The organism is Pantoea sp. USMM079 (assembly GCF_037153115.1).
Taxonomy (GTDB): domain Bacteria; phylum Pseudomonadota; class Gammaproteobacteria; order Enterobacterales; family Enterobacteriaceae; genus Pantoea; species Pantoea communis.
Map to the genome: position 1 here is coordinate 45053 of NZ_JBBCKX010000005.1, position 15976 is coordinate 61028.

Sequence of the window (15976 nt, forward strand, 5' to 3'; positions counted from 1 at the left end):
TATCACTCCCGCCTCAGCGGCGTATAGTGATTTGAGGAGGATCTTATGGCACTACGATATGTAATTGTTCAGCAACCGACACACGCTGCGCAGCTGTTTTTGCTGTATCACGGCGTGAATGACAATCCTGATTCGATGGCGCAAGTCGGCAACTGGTTCGCCAAAGCGTTTCCGGAGGCATTCGTTGTCTCAGTGGGTTCGCCCTATCCGGCTAGTGAGCCGCAGGGTCGCCAATGGTTTGCGGATATTCCCGCGCATGACCGCTCGGAACAGCAGGGCGTGAATGCCGTGATGCCGATGTTTGTGGAATCGGTGCGTCACTGGCAGCAGGCATCGGGTGTCCGGCCGGAAGCTACCGCGCTGGTCGGCTTTTCGCAGGGCGGCACCATGGTACTGGAAGGCGTCAAAGCCCATGCCGATCTGGCAGGACGCGCGATTGTGTTTAGCGGTCGTTACAGCACGCTGCCGGAGCGCGTCAGCTCTCGTAATACCATTCATCTGATCCACGGTGATTATGATGAGCAGATCCCACTGGAGCATGCCGAAGCCGCAATGCAACGGTTAACCGCACTGGGTGGGGATGTGACGCTGGATGTGGTGGACGATTTGCCGCATGCCATTGATGATCGCAGCATGCAACTGGCGTTGAATCATCTGCGTTATACCATTCCGCGTCGCTACTTCGACGAGGCGCTCAGCGGGGCTAAACCGGGCGATGATGATGTCATCATGATGATGTGATGGTTGAACAGTGAGGGTTGCTCTTAACGTAACGGCGAGATTAATCGCGCAATTCTGTAGCGACTTCGCTATCAGAAGCGCGGCGCATCACGCCGCTACGTATACAGGGAGGAGATTAACCGCAATTATTTTTTCTTCGGCCAGTCGTCGTCATCATCCCATTTATCGTTAAAGTCGCGATGTGGTGGTAAATCCGGTTTGTTATCCATGAATTTTTTATGATCGATACGTTTTAAGTCTTTATAAACGTTCATTAAAATGCCGACCATCAGCAGGATCACTAAGATCCACCAGTACTCTTTAAAGAATTCCATCCCATTGCTCCTTTAGCGTGCTTACTTAAGCGATCAGCTGTTCCATGATGCGCTGGTACATACGACTCAGCATCTGCAAATCTGACGCTTTCACGCACTCATTGATTTTATGAATGGTGGCATTCACCGGGCCCAGCTCCACAACCTGCGCACCCATCCGCGCGATAAAGCGTCCGTCAGAGGTGCCGCCTGTGGTCAGTAACTGTGGCTTAATCTCATTATAGTGCGCGACAGCATTTACCACGGCATCAACCAGTTTGCCGCGCGAGGTCAGGAACGGCTGACCGGAAACATTCCACTCCAGTGTGTAACGCAACTGATGGCGATCCAGCAGGGCAGCAACACGCTCTTTGATCATCTGATCGGTGAGTTCGGTGCTGAAGCGGAAGTTGAACTGCACGAAAAATTCACCGGGGATCACGTTATTACTGCCGGTGCCGGCCTGCACGTTGGCAATCTGCATGCTGGTGGGCGGGAAGAATTCGTTGCCCTGATCCCACTCGGTGGCCACCAACTCATTCAGGGCTGGCATCGCGCGGTGCACCGGGTTATCGGCCAGATGCGGATAGGCCACGTGGCCCTGCACACCGTGAATGGTGAGATTGGCAGTCATCGAACCGCGACGACCGTTTTTCACCACATCGCCAACGATTTCGGTACTGGAAGGCTCGCCCACCAGGCAGTAATCCATGCGCTCGTTGCGCGCCATCAAACGCTCAACCACTTTCACCGTGCCGTTAACCGCGCTGGCTTCTTCATCGGAAGTGATCAGAAATGCCAGACGTCCTTTATGTTGCGGATTAGCCGCGACAAAACGTTCTGCAGCCACCACCATCGCCGCCAGCGATCCTTTCATGTCCGCGGCACCACGACCAAACAGCATGCCATCACGAATCGAAGGCTCAAACGGCGGGCTGATCCAGCGATTAGCATCACCTGGCGGCACCACATCGGTGTGACCGGCAAACGCCAGGGTTTCGCCCTGACCACGTGTGGCCCAGAAGTTCAGGGTATCGCCGATGTGCATCTGTTCGACCGTAAAGCCAATCGCTTCCAGACGTGCCACTAACAGCGCCTGACAACCGGCATCATCCGGACTCAGTGACGGACGACGAATTAGCTGCTGAGCCAGCTCAATGACCGGACAGAACATGTTATGACTTCTCCTGGATAAACGCGTGATAAAGGGAATCTTTGAAACCGACCAGCAAGTCACCGTTAGGGGCAGACAATACCGGACGTTTGATAATGGCAGGCTGGGCGAGCATCACGGCTTTCGCGCTGGCCGCATCGGTGACGGCTGCACGCTCCGCTTCTGGCAGATTACGCCAGGTGGTACCGCGCGTATTGAGCAGCACTTCATAGCCAAGCTGATCGATAAACGATTGCAGTAGCGCGTCATCGATGCCATCCACGCGATAATCGTGAAAACGATAGTCGGTGCCGGATTCTGCTAAATAGTTGCGTGCTTTTTTTATGGTGTCGCAATTTTTAATTCCGTACATCACCCACTGCGCTGTCATCGCCTGTTCCCATCCTGTGAAAAATAAAGCGCGAGTTTACCATAGCGCTCTGCTGGCTGTGACCTCTGCGGCGTTAGGCGCTGCGTTTTATTTGTTTTTTAATGATAATTTCAGCGTTATCAATTCTATTAATTAGGTCCAGTAAACGTTTTCATTAACGTCCTGAATAGTTCCTGGTGGCATCATCAGTTTCCTAAGAATTATCCTGATCGGAAAAATGTGCTACCCGATAACGCAGGTGATTTTTCCCTGTGGTGTTAACGGCTTGCTGAAATGTGCGTCAGTACGCATTTTCGACAAATTGAAGGTTTTTTGCGCTTTTGCCGATAGTGTTGAGTGGTGGAAACGTATTCACCTGTAGAAAAAATCGGCGTAGAATCACCACTACAATAAGAGAGGGTATGATGGTCGACACCGAATTGGGGAACTGGAAAGAATTTATTGAAGCGATGTTACGTAGTAAGTAATCGCGAAGAGAAAAGCAGGGCACTCCCAACTTGCTGTAATTCAATCCAAATAACAACGGGGCTGCGAATATCGCGGCCCCGTTTTATTTTAGGCTTTAATCGTGTGACTTCTCTTTTAACGGGAAGCGACGACGCACCAGCACAAAGAACAGCGGCACGAAGAAAATCGCTAATATCGTCGCGGAGATCATGCCGCCCATGACGCCCGTTCCGACCGCATGCTGGCTGCCGGAACCCGCCCCGCTGCTGATCGCCATCGGCAGCACGCCGAAGATAAAGGCCAGCGACGTCATCAGAATCGGGCGCAGACGCTGACGTGAAGCCTCCAGCGTCGCCTCCATCAGCTCACGTCCTTTGCTGTTGATCTCATTGGCGAATTCCACGATCAGGATGGCGTTCTTCGCCGACAAGCCAATCACGGTGAGCAAGCCAACCTGGAAGTACACGTCGTTCTCGAGTCCGCGCATCCAGGTTGCCACCAGCGCACCCACCACGCCAAGTGGCACCACCAGCATCACGGAGAACGGAATCGACCAACTCTCATACAGCGCGGCCAGACACAGGAACACCACCAGCAGCGAAATCGCATACAGCGCAGGTGCCTGTGAACCGGAGAGACGTTCCTGATAAGAGGCTCCGGTCCACTGGAAGCCAACGCCTAACGGCAGTTGCCCCACCAGTTTCTCCATCACATCCATCGCGGTGCCGCTACTGACGCCATTGGCGGCCTCGCCGACGATCTCCAGTGAAGAGTAGCCGTTGTAACGTTCCAGACGCGGCGAACCGGTTTCCCAACGGCTGGTGGCGAAGGCGGAGAAGGGCACCATAGTGCCGCTACTGTTGCGAACGTACCATTTGTTGATATCGCCTGGCAGCATGCGGAATTCCGCTGCGGCCTGCACATATACCTTCTTCACGCGGCCGCGATCGAGGAAGTCATTCACATAGGTTGAGCCCCATGCGGTGGTCAGCGTGTCATTGATGGTGTCGAGCGAAACGCCCAGCGCCTGGGCTTTGCGCTGATCGACATCAATTTGCAGCTGCGGGCTGTCATCCAGGCCGTTGTGACGCACGCGAGAGAGGGCCGGATTGCTGTCGGCCAACTCCAGCAGCTTGTCACGCATCGCCATCAACTGGGTATGACCAATACCGCCGTGATCCTGCAGCTCCATATCAAAGCCCGACGAGCTGCCCATGCCGGTAATCGCCGGTGGGCTGCTGGCGATCACGCGGCCCTCTTTGATTTTATGGAAGGCTTTGGTGGCGCGATCGATGATGGCGAATGAGGTACGATCGCTGCCTGGACGCTCTTCCCAGTTTTTCAGGCGTACAAACAGGCGCGCCACGTTTTGGCCGTTACCACCCGGACCGGCACCGATGGTTGAGAACACCGACAGCACGTTGTCTTTCTCGGCTGTCATGTAATAGTTTTCAACTTTCGCCACCACGTTGGAGGTCTGCTGCAAGGTCGCGCCCGGCGGCAGCTGCACCTGCGTCAGGAATACGCCCCGGTCTTCCAGCGGCAGGAACGAGGTCGGCAGCTTGATAAACAGAAACGCCATTACGCCGATGATGCCGAGATAGAGCACCAGCCAGCGCCCGCCCTTCATCAAGATACGCGCGACTCCGCGTTCGTAGCGTTCCGCGCTGGCATTAAAGTTGCGGTTAAACCAGCCAAAGAAGCCGCGACGTCCATGATGATGGCCTTGTTCGAGAGGTTTGAGCAGCGTCGAGCACAGGGCTGGCGTCAAAATCATCGCCACCAGTACCGACAACACCATCGCCGACACGATGGTGATCGAGAACTGGCGATAGATAGCGCCCACGGTGCCGCCGAAGAAGGCCATCGGTACGAATACCGCCGACAGCACCAGCGCAATACCCACCAGCGCCCCCTGGATCTGTCCCATCGATTTTCGCGTGGCGGCGCGCGGTGAAAGTCCTTCCTCACTCATGATGCGTTCAACGTTCTCCACCACCACGATGGCGTCATCCACCAGCAGGCCGATGGCGAGCACCATGGCGAACATGGTGAGCGTGTTGATACTGAATCCGCAGGCATACAGCACCGCGAAGGTGCCGAGCAGCACCACCGGTACGGCAATGGTCGGAATCAGCGTGGCGCGGAAGTTCTGCAGGAACAGATACATCACCAGGAACACCAGCAGAATCGCTTCCAGCAGCGTTTTCACCACGTCGGTGATCGAGGCTTTCACAAACGGCGTAGTTTCGTAGGCGATTTTGGCTTCCAGCCCGTGCGGGAAGTAGTGCGACAACTCTTCCACACGTGCACGCACCAGCTTATCGGTGTTCATTTCGTTGGCGCCGGACGCCAGCTTAATACCGAGACCGGACGCCGCCTGACCGTTGTAGCGGCTGAGGAAGTCGTATTTTTCCGCCCCCATCGCCACGTCAGCCACATCGCCCAGCGTCACCACCGAGCCGTCACTGTTGGTTTTCAGCGTGATGGCTTTGAACTGCTCTGGTGTTTGCAGCATCGACTGCGCATTGACGGTGGCATTGAGCGCTTGTTTATCCACCGATGGCAAGCCGCCAACCTGGCCGACCGCCACCTGGGTGTTCTGCGATTCAATCGCCGTCACCACGTCATCGGTGGTCAGCGCATAGGCAATCAGCTTGTTAGGATCGAGCCAGATACGCATCGCGTATTGCGAACCATAGGCATCAACCTGACCCACACCATCGATGCGGCTCAGCGGATCCTGAATGTTACTGGCGACATAATCTGAAATATCCTGTTTGTCCATACTTCCGTCGGTAGAGACAAACGCAATCATCAGGATATTGCTGTCACCGGTTTTATTTACCGTGACGCCCTGAGATTGAACGGCGGCGGGTAATTTACGCAGTGCGGATTGCAGCTGGTTTTGTACCTGCTGGCGGGCTTCATCAGGATTGGTGCCAGCAGTAAAGGTGAGGGTGATTTGCGCCTGACCCGTGTTACTGCTGTTTGAGGACATATACATCAGGTTATCGATACCGGTCATGTTCTGTTCGATAACCTGGGTAACGGTGTTCTCCAGCGTTTCCGCAGAGGCACCGGGATAATTGGCAGTAATACGCACGTTAGGCGGTGCGAGATCGGGATACTGCTCAATGGGCAGGGAGATGATCGCTAGTGTGCCGCAAAGACAAAGCAAAATAGCCAAAACCCAGGCAAAAATGGGGCGGTCGATAAAAAAATTCGACATGGAACCGACACTCCTCAGCTGCGTATTTTTTACTTTTATTATGTAAAACGTGAAGCGCAGTCGGCTTCACGTCGGCGGAGTGCAAGGTGCTATCCCGAAAACTCCTGCTGCTGCCTACTGTACGCGGCGCAAATTAGAGAATCGTGGATAAATTATGGAGAAAGTGTAAATGTCGTGCTGGTTTTCTGTGCGCTGCTACACATTGCGGCTCTCGAGCCAGAGCACTGTGGCGGCGACGCGTGAACGAACGTCCAGTTTACGCAGCAGATTGCGGATGTGCACTTTTACCGTTTCTTCGGAAATATGCAAGGTGGCGGCAATCTCTTTATTGGATAACCCGCGCGCCACTTCCTGCAATACATCCAGTTCACGCTCGGTGAGTTGTTTGAAAGGATTGGCGCTCGGCTGGCGCGTTGCCAGATATTCTGCCACCACTTCACTAAACACATTCTCACCCATTGCACCGCGCATGACCTGCGCCAGCAATAATTCCGGCTCACTGTCTTTCAGCAAATAGCCATCAGCGCCGGCATCGACCATGGCGTAAATATCATTGCGTGCGTCGGAAACGGTCAGCACCAAAATGCGCGAAGCGATCCCTTCGTGGCGCAGGGCTTTCAGGGTATCTAAACCCGACATGCCTTTCATGTTCAGATCGAGCAATATCACATCGGGCGAGAGGCGACGTGCTTCAGCCAGCGCTTCTGTACCGTTGTTGGCTTCGGCCACCACTTCCAGACGTGGTTCCAGTGCCAGCAGTTGGCGGATGCCACGACGCATCAGCGGATGATCGTCAACGATCATAATAGTCAGGGAAGAGGGGGCCATAAATTCTCCAGTCAAAGTCCATTCAACATAAGTGTATCGCGTTAAGCCAGCCGGTGTGCCGGTCGCGGTGGGAAACGCAACGTAATGCGCGTGCCACGCGTCTGCGGAGTAATCAGTAAGCTGCCAGAAAGCCGGGCAGCGCGCTCCGCCATTATCGTCAGACCGTAATGGCCTGGAGGTTCTTCCAGGCTACGGATGCCGCAACCGTCATCTTCAATCGTCAGCAGATGGAATGCGTCTTCATCGCGCTGATAAAAAATATGGATTTGCTGCGCCTGTGCGTGACGAATGGCGTTCAGCAGGGCTTCACGTGCAATCTGCAGCACATGCACCTGCTGTTGCGCATCCAGCGTTTGCAGGCCCGATTGGTAATCGAAGGCGATCGCGGCGTGAGACTGTTCCTGCAACGGGGCGATCATTGCCTGCATCGCCTGCACTAAATCTGCCTGTTCGATAGTCAGACGAAAGGTCGTCAGTAACTCGCGCAGTTGCTGATAGGCCTCGGCCAGGGCGCGATCAAACTCGGCAATAATCGATTGTGCCTGGGGCTGGGTGTGATCGACATTGCGGCGCAACAACGTAAGCTGGATGCGCAGGAAGGAGAGCGACTGCGCCAGCGAATCATGCAGTTCACGCGCGATGGTGGATCGCTCTTCTATTAATAGCATCTGCTGGTACTGTTTTTGCGTCTGCCAAATCCATAACGAACGCGCCAGCATGTTGGCCAGGCTTTGCATCAGTTCATCGGCAGGAGGCGCTCGCCGTGTTTGCCAGCACAGTTCGCCGAGTGACTGATCTTCTTGTTGCAGCGGCAAACGATGCCATTCGAGACCGTCCTCTGCCACGCCGGCCTGAAAATCAATACCGTCGCTGGTGATGCTCAATAGGGTTAACGCCTCACGACGTTGAACCAGCCGCAGCAATCCCTGGAACAATTCCGGATTAAGTGGGCTACTGGTGAGGACCTGCGAGCATTCATAGAGTAATTTCAGCGTGCGGTTGGCTTGCGTCAGATCTTCCGTTTTATTGCGCACCGCCAGCTCAAGCAGGCGATAGTGCGAGTGCAGACGTTCAGCCATGTGAGTAAAAGCTTGTGCCAGTACACCCAATTCGGTGGTCTGAGAGACGGACAACGGTGGAAAGCTGAAATTTGCCTGCTCAACGTATTGGCTGGCAGTAACCAGTGAATCCAGCGGGCGTACCACATTGCGACGGATAAAACGGATGGTCCACAGCGCCAGCGCCACAATCGCCAGGAAACCAAACAGGCTACTGGCCGCCACCAGATGCATTTTCAGTTCGGCGTAATGTTGCAGTGCCAGCACAAAACGGTCGATTTCACTGACGTACCCGGCAACGCGTTGCTGATAGATCTGCGCGCGCTCGGGCTGTAGCGTTTGTTGCAATTGCGGCCAGCTATCGCGCAGATAGCGATAGCGGCTGGCGACTTCCTTCGGCACCCACGGGCGCTCCAGATGCTGCAGAGCCGGTGAGCTGAGGGTTTGCTGATAGATTTGGATGTGCTGCGTCAACTGCTGCGGATCGCGCGTGCTATCCCAGGCGAGGCGGTAAATTTGCATGCGCAGTGAGCCGGCGACATTCACCGCTTCGGCATCACGCAAACTGCTGGAGAGCGTTAACAGCGCGAGGCCGGTGGTGAGCAGCGACAACAACACAATCGCGCTCAGGGCACGGGCCATGGTGCGGGTAACAGGACGTTTCACTATCACAATAAAACCCTTATAAGAGCGTGGGATTATAAGGCAGCGTCAGGCAGACAGCGAGCCGGAATCGTCACATCAGGTTACTTTTAGCAGAGAAATCCACTTCTCTTTACCTTTCCCTGGATTGCATCTCGTTAGCTGGCGAATTATTGAACGGCTTTACGGCCTGCTGTGCCTGTTTTTCATTACTTCGCTGATAATTTGCAGCGTAATCACTTTTATGAACGGACGACAACAGGAGCAAATGATGAAGACACCGATTGCCATTCTGACTGCTGCACTGCTTGCCACCGCAAGTTTCACGGCCTTCGCCGCGCAACCCTTAAGTGCTGAGCAGGCGGAAAATCTGCAAAGCAGCGGTACCGTTTCCATCAGCGGCGTTCGCGGTTCCATCGATGATGCAACCCGCCAGCTGTCGCAGAAAGCGGAAGATATGGGCGCCAGCCATTACCGCGTAATTGGCGTGCAAAACCCAGGCGATTCCAGCCTGTGGAGCGGCACCGCAGAGATTTACCGTTAATCCCCTCCCGTAGTATTTCCCTGTAGCCACCCCTTTACCGGCCATTCACTGGCCGGTTTTTTTGTGCACCGCGACCGATTCTTACAAATCAACTCGTGCAACCAAACGGTATTTTTTGCTTCGTTCATGCAGAACGGGTAGGATTCATCGCCGTAAATTCCCGGCTCACCGCGCGACATCGTTCCGCCGTATCGGTAGCGGGTTTTACCCCATTTCGCACCGCCGCACGCAAACGATTGGTCAGGCGATGATTGATGGTCAGGACAAACAGGAAAGCTATGAATTCAACTAAAAAAACCGCAGCCGAACAACGCGCTGCGAAAAGACGCTGGCTCAATTCCCACGACAGCGGTTACCACAAAGCAATGGGTAACCGTCAGGTACAAATGATCGCCATTGGCGGTGCCATCGGTACCGGCCTGTTCCTTGGTGCAGGTGCGCGCTTGCAGATGGCCGGTCCTGCTCTGGCACTGGTTTATCTGGTGTGCGGTATCTTCTCCTTCTTTATTCTCCGTGCATTGGGCGAACTGGTATTACACCGCCCATCAAGCGGCAGCTTTGTTTCTTATGCACGTGAATTCCTCGGGGAAAAAGCGTCATACGTGGCAGGCTGGATGTACTTCGTTAACTGGGCGATGACCGGTATCGTGGATATCACCGCAGTTGCGTTGTATATGCACTACTGGGGCGCGTTTGGTGATGTGCCGCAGTGGGTATTTGCCCTTGGCGCACTGGCGATTGTCGGTACCATGAACATGATCGGCGTGAAGTGGTTCGCCGAAATGGAGTTCTGGTTCGCATTGGTGAAAGTGCTGGCGATCGTGGTGTTCCTGATCGTCGGTGTGGTGTTCCTCGGCAGCGGTAAACCGCTGGACGGCAATACTACCGGCTTCCATCTGATCACGGACAACGGCGGTTTCTTCCCGCACGGCTTGCTGCCGGCGCTGGTGTTGGTGCAAGGGGTGGTGTTTGCCTTCGCCTCGATTGAGTTGGTGGGCACCGCGGCCGGGGAGTGTAAAGACCCGAAAACCATGCTGCCTAAAGCCATCAACAGCGTGATCTGGCGTATTGGTCTCTTCTACGTCGGTTCGGTGGTGCTGCTGGTACTGCTGCTGCCATGGAACGCCTATCAGGCAGGGCAGAGTCCGTTTGTGACCTTCTTCTCCAAACTGGGCGTGCCTTACATTGGTAGCGTGATGAACATCGTGGTGCTGAGCGCAGCGTTGTCGAGCCTCAACTCGGGCTTGTACTCCACCGGTCGTATTCTACGCTCCATGTCGATGGGCGGTTCTGCGCCTCAGTTCATGTCGAAGATGAGCAAACAGCAGGTGCCGTTCGCCGGTATCCTCGTTACCATCGCGGTGTACGTGGTCGGTGTGGTGCTCAACTACTATGTGCCATCGCAGGTGTTTGAGATTGTACTAAACGTGGCTTCATTGGGCATCATCTCTTCCTGGGGCTTTATCGTGGTGTGCCAGATGCGTCTGCGCAAAGCGATTAAAGAAGGTAAAGCGGAAGACGTCAGTTTCAAGCTGCCGTGGGCACCGTTCACCTCATGGTTGACGCTGCTGTTCCTGGTGAGCGTGCTGGTGTTGATGGCGTTTGATTATCCAAACGGTACCTACACTATTGCATCCATCCCGCTGATTGCCGTGGTACTGGTGCTGGGCTGGTTCGGTGTGCGCAAACGCGTGCATGCGGAAGCCATGAAAGAGCACGACCATCATCATGACGAACAGGATGATGGGGCAGCTAAGCTGGCGGAAGATAGCTCGCGTTAATCGCAGCCATTCTCATCAACGGGGGCCTTTTGGCCCCCGTTTTCATTTCAATTGTCCTTCCCTTGATCCCACATCGGGATATACACCTTTCGGGTGATATAGCCCTGCAAAAGCTCAGGGTATTTTACGCCTCATCTCAAGCTGGCTAAACGAGGTGAGCGCATGACGCACTCCATTCTCCCTGAAAGCAGTTGGCACGTATGCGGTCTGGTCATCCAGGCGCGATCTCACGCCATCCCGGCGGTAAAGCAGGCATTGCTGTTGCTTTCTGATTGCGAAATCGCCGCCGAAGACAGTGCACGCGGCACGCTGGCCGTGACCCTGGGTGCTGCTGATAGTCGCGCCTTGCTGAATAACATCGAAGCCACCCGCAATATCCCGCATGTATTGGCCGTTTCTCTGGTGTATCACCAGCAAGACGAAACGGGATATCGTCACAAGGAAGCATCATGAAAGTCAGTCGTCGAGAATTTATGAAGGCCAATGCGGCCGCAGCGGCGGCAGTGGCCGCAGGACTTACGATTCCCAGCGTCACCAAAGCCGTGACCGCACTGGGCGCCCCGATCCGCTGGGAAAAGGCGCCGTGTCGTTTTTGTGGCACCGGCTGTGGCGTGCTGGTGGGCACCCAGGAGGGGCGCGTGGTGGCCTCACAGGGCGATCCGCAGGCGGAAGTGAACCGTGGGTTGAACTGCATCAAAGGTTATTTCCTGCCCAAGATCATGTACGGAAAAGACCGCCTGACGCAGCCGTTGCTGCGCATGACCGATGGCCACTACGACAAAGAAGGCGAGTTTACCCCGGTGAGTTGGGATCAGGCCTTCGACATCATGGAACAGAAGTTCAAAGCGGCGCTAAAAGCCAACGGGCCTGAATCCATCGGCATGTTCGGTTCCGGTCAATGGACGGTATGGGAAGGGTATGCCGCCTCTAAATTGATGAAAGCCGGTTTCCGCACCAACAATCTCGATCCTAACGCGCGCCACTGCATGGCCTCGGCGGTGGTGGGCTTTATGCGTACCTTCGGCATGGATGAACCGATGGGCTGCTACGATGACATCGAAGTGGCCGATGCCTTTGTGCTGTGGGGCTCGAACATGGCCGAGATGCATCCGATTCTCTGGTCACGCCTGACGGCCCGTCGCCTGAGCGATGACAATGTTAAAGTCGCCGTGCTCTCTACCTACCGTCATCGCAGTTTTGAACTGGCTGATAACGGCATGGTGTTTACGCCGCAAAGCGATTTGGCGATTCTTAACTTCATCGCCAACTACATCATTCAGAACAACAAAGTCGATAAAGCCTTCCTGCAGAATCACGTCACGCTGCGTAAAGGCGTCACGGATATTGGTTATGGATTACGCCCGAGCGATCCGCGTCAGGCCTCAGCGAAAAACCCGGATAGCGGCGAATCCACGCCGATCAGCTACGACGAGTACGCCAAATTCGTTGCCGAATACACGGTAGAGAAAGCCAGTGAGATGAGCGGTGTAGAGCAGGATCAGCTGATTGCGCTGGCCGAACTCTATGCCGACCCAAACATCAACGTGGTCTCCTACTGGACCATGGGCTTTAATCAACATACGCGCGGCGTGTGGGCCAATAACCTGTGCTACAACATCCATCTGCTGACCGGAAAAATCTCGCGCCCCGGCACCGGTCCCTTCTCGCTCACCGGGCAACCCTCCGCGTGCGGAACCGCACGTGAAGTCGGCACCTTCTCGCATCGCCTGCCCGCAGACATGGTGGTGAATAACGATAAGCACCGTGCGACGGCTGAGAAACTGTGGAAGCTGCCGCAGGGCACCATTCCCGCCAAAATCGGCCTGCATGCGGTCGCTCAAGATCGCGCGCTGAAAGACGGCAAACTGAATGCGTACTGGGTGATGTGTAACAACAACATGCAGGCGGGCCCGAACCTGACGCAGGAGCGCATGCCAGGCTGGCGTGATGCACGCAACTTTATCGTGGTGTCCGATCCTTATCCCACCGTCAGTGCTTTGTGTGCGGACTTGATCCTGCCGACGGCAATGTGGGTGGAGAAAGAGGGCGCTTATGGCAACGCCGAGCGTCGTACCCAGTTCTGGCATCAACAGGTGAAAGCACCGGGTGAAGCCAAATCGGATCTGTGGCAGATGGTGAATTTCGCTAAGCGTTTCCGCGTGGCAGAGGTCTGGCCGGAAGCGTTGATTGCCCAACAGCCAGAGCTGCGGGATAAAACCTTGTATGACGTGCTGTACGCCAACGGCCAGGTTAATCAATTCCCGTTGAGCGAAGTGGCCGATGATCGACTGAACGACGAGGCGCGCGATTTTGGCTTCTACATCCAAAAAGGCCTGTTTGAAGAGTATGCCAGCTTTGGTCGCGGACACGGTCACGATCTGGCGCCATTCGATGCCTATCATGAAGCGCGCGGATTGCGCTGGCCGGTGGTGAATGGCAAAGAGACGCGCTGGCGCTACCGCGAAGGCTTTGACAGCTACGTCAAAGCGGGCGAGGGCGTGCGTTTCTATGGCAAACCAGATGGCAAAGCCACCATTTTTGCCCTGCCGTATGAGCCACCCGCTGAAGCACCGGACGCCGAGTACGATATGTGGTTCTGTACCGGCCGCGTGCTGGAACACTGGCACACCGGCACCATGACGCGTCGCGTGCCGGAGCTGCATCGTGCCGTGCCGCAGGCGCTGCTGTATATCCATCCGCTGGACGCCAAAGATCGCGGTTTCCGCCGTGGCGAGAAGGTCCGCGTGGTATCACGCCGTGGCGAAACCGTGGCGACTGTCGAAACGCGCGGACGTAATCAACCGCCAAAAGGGCTGGTGTTTATGCCGTTCTTTGATGCTGGCGTGCTGGCCAACAACGTCACGCTGGATGCCACCGATCCGCTATCGAAGCAGACCGATTACAAAAAATGCGCCGTTAAGCTGGTCAAAATTTAAGGCAGGATGTAATGAAACCCTTATTTACTCTTATCACCGTTGCTGCCCTGACGCTGGGCGGCGTGGTTTACGCGGGTCATGGCGTGGATCTCACACAATCCCCGGAAGTCACGGCCACGCAGCAGGGCACGATCCATCAGCCTAAAGAGCAGAGCCGCAAACCGCTGAACTACGTGAATCAGCCGCCGGTGATCCCGCACAGCGTCGATGGCTACCAGGTGACGAAAAACGTCAACCGCTGCCTGCAGTGCCACGGCACGCAAAGTTACCTGACCACCGGCGCACCGCGCGTGAGCCCAACACACTTTACCGATCGTGATGGCCTGGTGAGCAGCACGGTATCGCCGCGCCGCTACTTCTGTTTGCAGTGCCACGTCCCGCAAACCGATGCTAAACCGGTGGAGGAGAACACCTTTAAACCGGCTAACGGCTTTGGGCAGTGAGGTTATCAATGAAACAGAGATTATTACGCATCTGGCGCTGGTGGCGACGCCCCAGCCGCTTAGCACTCGGCACGCTGCTGATTTTGGGTTTTGCCGGTGGGATTATTTTCTGGGGCGGTTTTAATACCGCAATGGAGATGACCAACCGCGAGCAGTTCTGCATTGGCTGCCATGAGATGCGCAACAACGTGTATCAGGAGTATATGCAGACGGTGCACTACAACAACCGCAGCGGTGTGCGTGCAACCTGCCCGGATTGCCATGTGCCGCACGAATGGGGTCCGAAAATGCTGCGCAAATTGCAAGCCAGCAAAGAGGTGTACGCCAAGATCTTCGGCCTGATCGACACACCGCAGAAGTTTGAAGAGACGCGTATCGAGCTGGCACAGAATGAGTGGCGCAGGATGAAGAACAATAATTCGCAGGAGTGCCGAAACTGCCACAACTTCGAGTATATGGATTTCACCGCGCAGAAGACGGTGGCAGCAAAAATGCACAGCAAAGCGGTGGAGGATGGGCAAACCTGTATTGATTGCCACAAAGGAATTGCGCATCACCTGCCGGATATGAGCGAGCAGAAGAACGGTTTTTGATTTTCGCATTGTCATCAATTCGCGCGATAAATCGCGCCGCTACTTCTCTCTGCACCTTGTCGTAGCGGCGCAACGTATTGCGCGACCGTTCTCGCCCTTCATTGCGCACTGGCCGCACGAATTCAGATAGTTTTCCCTGCACCTTGTCGTAGCGGCGCAACGTATTGCGCGACCGTTCTCGCCCTTTATTGCGCACTGGCCGCACGAATTCAGATAGTTTTCCCCGCCGCTAACGCCTATTATCTCAGGCTCCCTCATTAAGCGGTGGAGCGGCCATGTCGTTAAAGATCAACATCATTAAAGATAAGTTACTGTCAGATAATTACTTTATCCTGCGTAACTTCACCTACGAACTGACCCGTAGCAACGGCGAAGTCATCCGCCACAAACGCGAAGTCTATGATCGCGGCAACGGCGCCACCATCCTGCTTTATAACCGCGATAAAAATACCGTGCTGCTGATTCGTCAGTTCCGCATTGCGACTTACGTTAACGGTAATGCCAGCGGTGAATTGATTGAGACCTGCGCGGGGTTGCTGGATAACGACACGCCGGAAGATTGCATCCGCAAAGAAGCCATCGAAGAGACCGGTTATGAGGTCGGCAAGGTCGAGAAGCTGTTTGAAGCCTACATGTCACCGGGTGGCGTAACAGAAATCGTCCATTTCTTCGCGGCAGAGTATAGCGATGCAATGCGCGCCAATGCCGGTGGTGGCGTAGAAGATGAAGAGATTACCGTGCTGGAATTGCCTTTTCCGCAAGCGCTGGCGATGGTGAAAGATGGCCGCATCCTCGACGGTAAAGCGATTATGCTGCTGCAATATGCGCAGATTGCAGGTTGGTTAAAAGCCTAACCGGTGCATCACTAAGGGCGACTTTCATGGCCGCCCACAG

At 55.1% G+C, this 15976-nt stretch carries 15 protein-coding genes; 9 read left to right on the top strand and 6 right to left on the bottom strand.

Annotated elements, in window-relative coordinates:
• The first annotated feature begins 45 nt into the window (after positions 1 to 45).
• Positions 46 to 741 carry an esterase gene (gene ypfH / locus WFP70_RS09865; RefSeq protein ID WP_337023358.1) on the top strand — a complete coding sequence of 232 codons (696 nt, stop codon included), beginning with the start codon at positions 46 to 48 and terminating at the stop codon, positions 739 to 741.
• 125 nt (positions 742 to 866) lie between these two features.
• On the opposite strand, the gene WFP70_RS09870 is transcribed toward ypfH, so the two are convergent.
• From WFP70_RS09870 to WFP70_RS09880, 3 genes are read right to left on the bottom strand one after another with little or no spacing between them, the layout of a single operon-like run.
• Positions 867 to 1055: a YpfN family protein gene (locus tag WFP70_RS09870; RefSeq protein ID WP_034825779.1), complete on the bottom strand. Its 189-nt coding sequence runs from the start codon at positions 1053 to 1055 to the stop codon at positions 867 to 869.
• A 25-nt stretch (positions 1056 to 1080) separates the two neighbouring features.
• Entirely contained in the window at positions 1081 to 2208 is a 1128-nt protein-coding gene (gene dapE, locus WFP70_RS09875; RefSeq protein WP_034825781.1) for a succinyl-diaminopimelate desuccinylase, read from the bottom strand.
• 1 nt (position 2209) lies between these two features.
• Entirely contained in the window at positions 2210 to 2578 is a 369-nt protein-coding gene (locus tag WFP70_RS09880; RefSeq protein WP_034825783.1) for an ArsC family reductase, read from the bottom strand.
• Positions 2579 to 2982: 404 nt separating this feature from the next.
• Between WFP70_RS09880 and ypfM the strand changes: the two genes are divergently transcribed.
• A complete protein-coding gene (gene ypfM / locus WFP70_RS26780) occupies positions 2983 to 3045 on the top strand; it encodes a protein YpfM (protein ID WP_141399026.1) in 63 nt (20 codons plus the stop codon).
• Between the two features lie 95 nt (positions 3046 to 3140).
• Here the strand turns inward: ypfM and acrD are convergent, their stop codons facing one another.
• The 3 genes from acrD to narQ form a co-directional block, all read right to left on the bottom strand.
• Complete coding sequence (acrD, locus tag WFP70_RS09885) at positions 3141 to 6257, bottom strand: multidrug efflux RND transporter permease AcrD (RefSeq protein WP_034825785.1); 3117 nt, start codon at positions 6255 to 6257, stop codon at positions 3141 to 3143.
• 195 nt (positions 6258 to 6452) lie between these two features.
• The gene (locus tag WFP70_RS09890) at positions 6453 to 7085 is read right to left on the bottom strand and encodes a response regulator (protein ID WP_058959096.1); all 633 of its coding nucleotides are present in this window, start codon (positions 7083 to 7085) and stop codon (positions 6453 to 6455) included.
• 41 nt (positions 7086 to 7126) lie between these two features.
• Positions 7127 to 8815, bottom strand: coding sequence for a nitrate/nitrite two-component system sensor histidine kinase NarQ (narQ, locus tag WFP70_RS09895; RefSeq protein ID WP_337023357.1), 1689 nt, complete (start codon positions 8813 to 8815; stop codon positions 7127 to 7129).
• A 241-nt stretch (positions 8816 to 9056) separates the two neighbouring features.
• On the opposite strand from narQ, the gene WFP70_RS09900 reads away from it, so the two are divergent.
• The 7 genes from WFP70_RS09900 to nudK all read left to right on the top strand — a co-directional run bounded on the left by WFP70_RS09900 (position 9057) and on the right by nudK (position 15936).
• On the top strand, positions 9057 to 9329 hold the full coding sequence (locus WFP70_RS09900; RefSeq protein ID WP_058959094.1) for a YdgH/BhsA/McbA-like domain containing protein: 273 nt from the start codon (positions 9057 to 9059) through the stop codon (positions 9327 to 9329).
• A gap of 278 nt (positions 9330 to 9607) precedes the next feature.
• Entirely contained in the window at positions 9608 to 11110 is a 1503-nt protein-coding gene (gene ansP, locus WFP70_RS09905; protein WP_097118576.1) for an L-asparagine permease, read from the top strand.
• Positions 11111 to 11272: 162 nt separating this feature from the next.
• Positions 11273 to 11563 carry a chaperone NapD gene (locus tag WFP70_RS09910; RefSeq protein ID WP_337023356.1) on the top strand — a complete coding sequence of 97 codons (291 nt, stop codon included), beginning with the start codon at positions 11273 to 11275 and terminating at the stop codon, positions 11561 to 11563.
• The gene (gene napA, locus WFP70_RS09915; RefSeq protein ID WP_337023355.1) at positions 11560 to 14046 is read left to right on the top strand and encodes a nitrate reductase catalytic subunit NapA; all 2487 of its coding nucleotides are present in this window, start codon (positions 11560 to 11562) and stop codon (positions 14044 to 14046) included. The genes WFP70_RS09910 and napA overlap by 4 nt, the downstream gene beginning before the upstream one ends.
• 11 nt (positions 14047 to 14057) lie before the next feature.
• Positions 14058 to 14489 carry a nitrate reductase cytochrome c-type subunit gene (gene napB, locus WFP70_RS09920; protein ID WP_337023354.1) on the top strand — a complete coding sequence of 144 codons (432 nt, stop codon included), beginning with the start codon at positions 14058 to 14060 and terminating at the stop codon, positions 14487 to 14489.
• An 8-nt stretch (positions 14490 to 14497) separates the two neighbouring features.
• Positions 14498 to 15082 (top strand): cytochrome c-type protein NapC, encoded by a 585-nt coding sequence (gene napC / locus WFP70_RS09925; RefSeq protein ID WP_034825804.1) that lies wholly within the window; start codon positions 14498 to 14500, stop codon positions 15080 to 15082.
• A gap of 275 nt (positions 15083 to 15357) precedes the next feature.
• A complete protein-coding gene (gene nudK / locus WFP70_RS09930) occupies positions 15358 to 15936 on the top strand; it encodes a GDP-mannose pyrophosphatase NudK (protein WP_097118572.1) in 579 nt (192 codons plus the stop codon).
• Positions 15937 to 15976: the final 40 nt, after the last annotated feature.

Excerpts from the sequence above, each read along its gene's own strand:
- WFP70_RS09910 (WP_337023356.1), top strand. The coding sequence starts at position 11,273 with ATGACGCACTCCATTCTCCCTGAAAGCAGTTGGCACGTATGCGGTCTG.
- nudK (WP_097118572.1), top strand. The coding sequence starts at position 15,358 with ATGTCGTTAAAGATCAACATCATTAAAGATAAGTTACTGTCAGATAAT.
- WFP70_RS09870 (WP_034825779.1), bottom strand. The coding sequence starts at position 1,055 with ATGGAATTCTTTAAAGAGTACTGGTGGATCTTAGTGATCCTGCTGATG.
- ypfH (WP_337023358.1), top strand. The coding sequence starts at position 46 with ATGGCACTACGATATGTAATTGTTCAGCAACCGACACACGCTGCGCAG.
- napA (WP_337023355.1), top strand. The coding sequence starts at position 11,560 with ATGAAAGTCAGTCGTCGAGAATTTATGAAGGCCAATGCGGCCGCAGCG.
- WFP70_RS09900 (WP_058959094.1), top strand. The coding sequence starts at position 9,057 with ATGAAGACACCGATTGCCATTCTGACTGCTGCACTGCTTGCCACCGCA.
- WFP70_RS09890 (WP_058959096.1), bottom strand. The coding sequence starts at position 7,085 with ATGGCCCCCTCTTCCCTGACTATTATGATCGTTGACGATCATCCGCTG.
- dapE (WP_034825781.1), bottom strand. The coding sequence starts at position 2,208 with ATGTTCTGTCCGGTCATTGAGCTGGCTCAGCAGCTAATTCGTCGTCCG.
- WFP70_RS09880 (WP_034825783.1), bottom strand. The coding sequence starts at position 2,578 with ATGACAGCGCAGTGGGTGATGTACGGAATTAAAAATTGCGACACCATA.
- ansP (WP_097118576.1), top strand. The coding sequence starts at position 9,608 with ATGAATTCAACTAAAAAAACCGCAGCCGAACAACGCGCTGCGAAAAGA.
- napC (WP_034825804.1), top strand. The coding sequence starts at position 14,498 with ATGAAACAGAGATTATTACGCATCTGGCGCTGGTGGCGACGCCCCAGC.
- acrD (WP_034825785.1), bottom strand. The coding sequence starts at position 6,257 with ATGTCGAATTTTTTTATCGACCGCCCCATTTTTGCCTGGGTTTTGGCT.
- napB (WP_337023354.1), top strand. The coding sequence starts at position 14,058 with ATGAAACCCTTATTTACTCTTATCACCGTTGCTGCCCTGACGCTGGGC.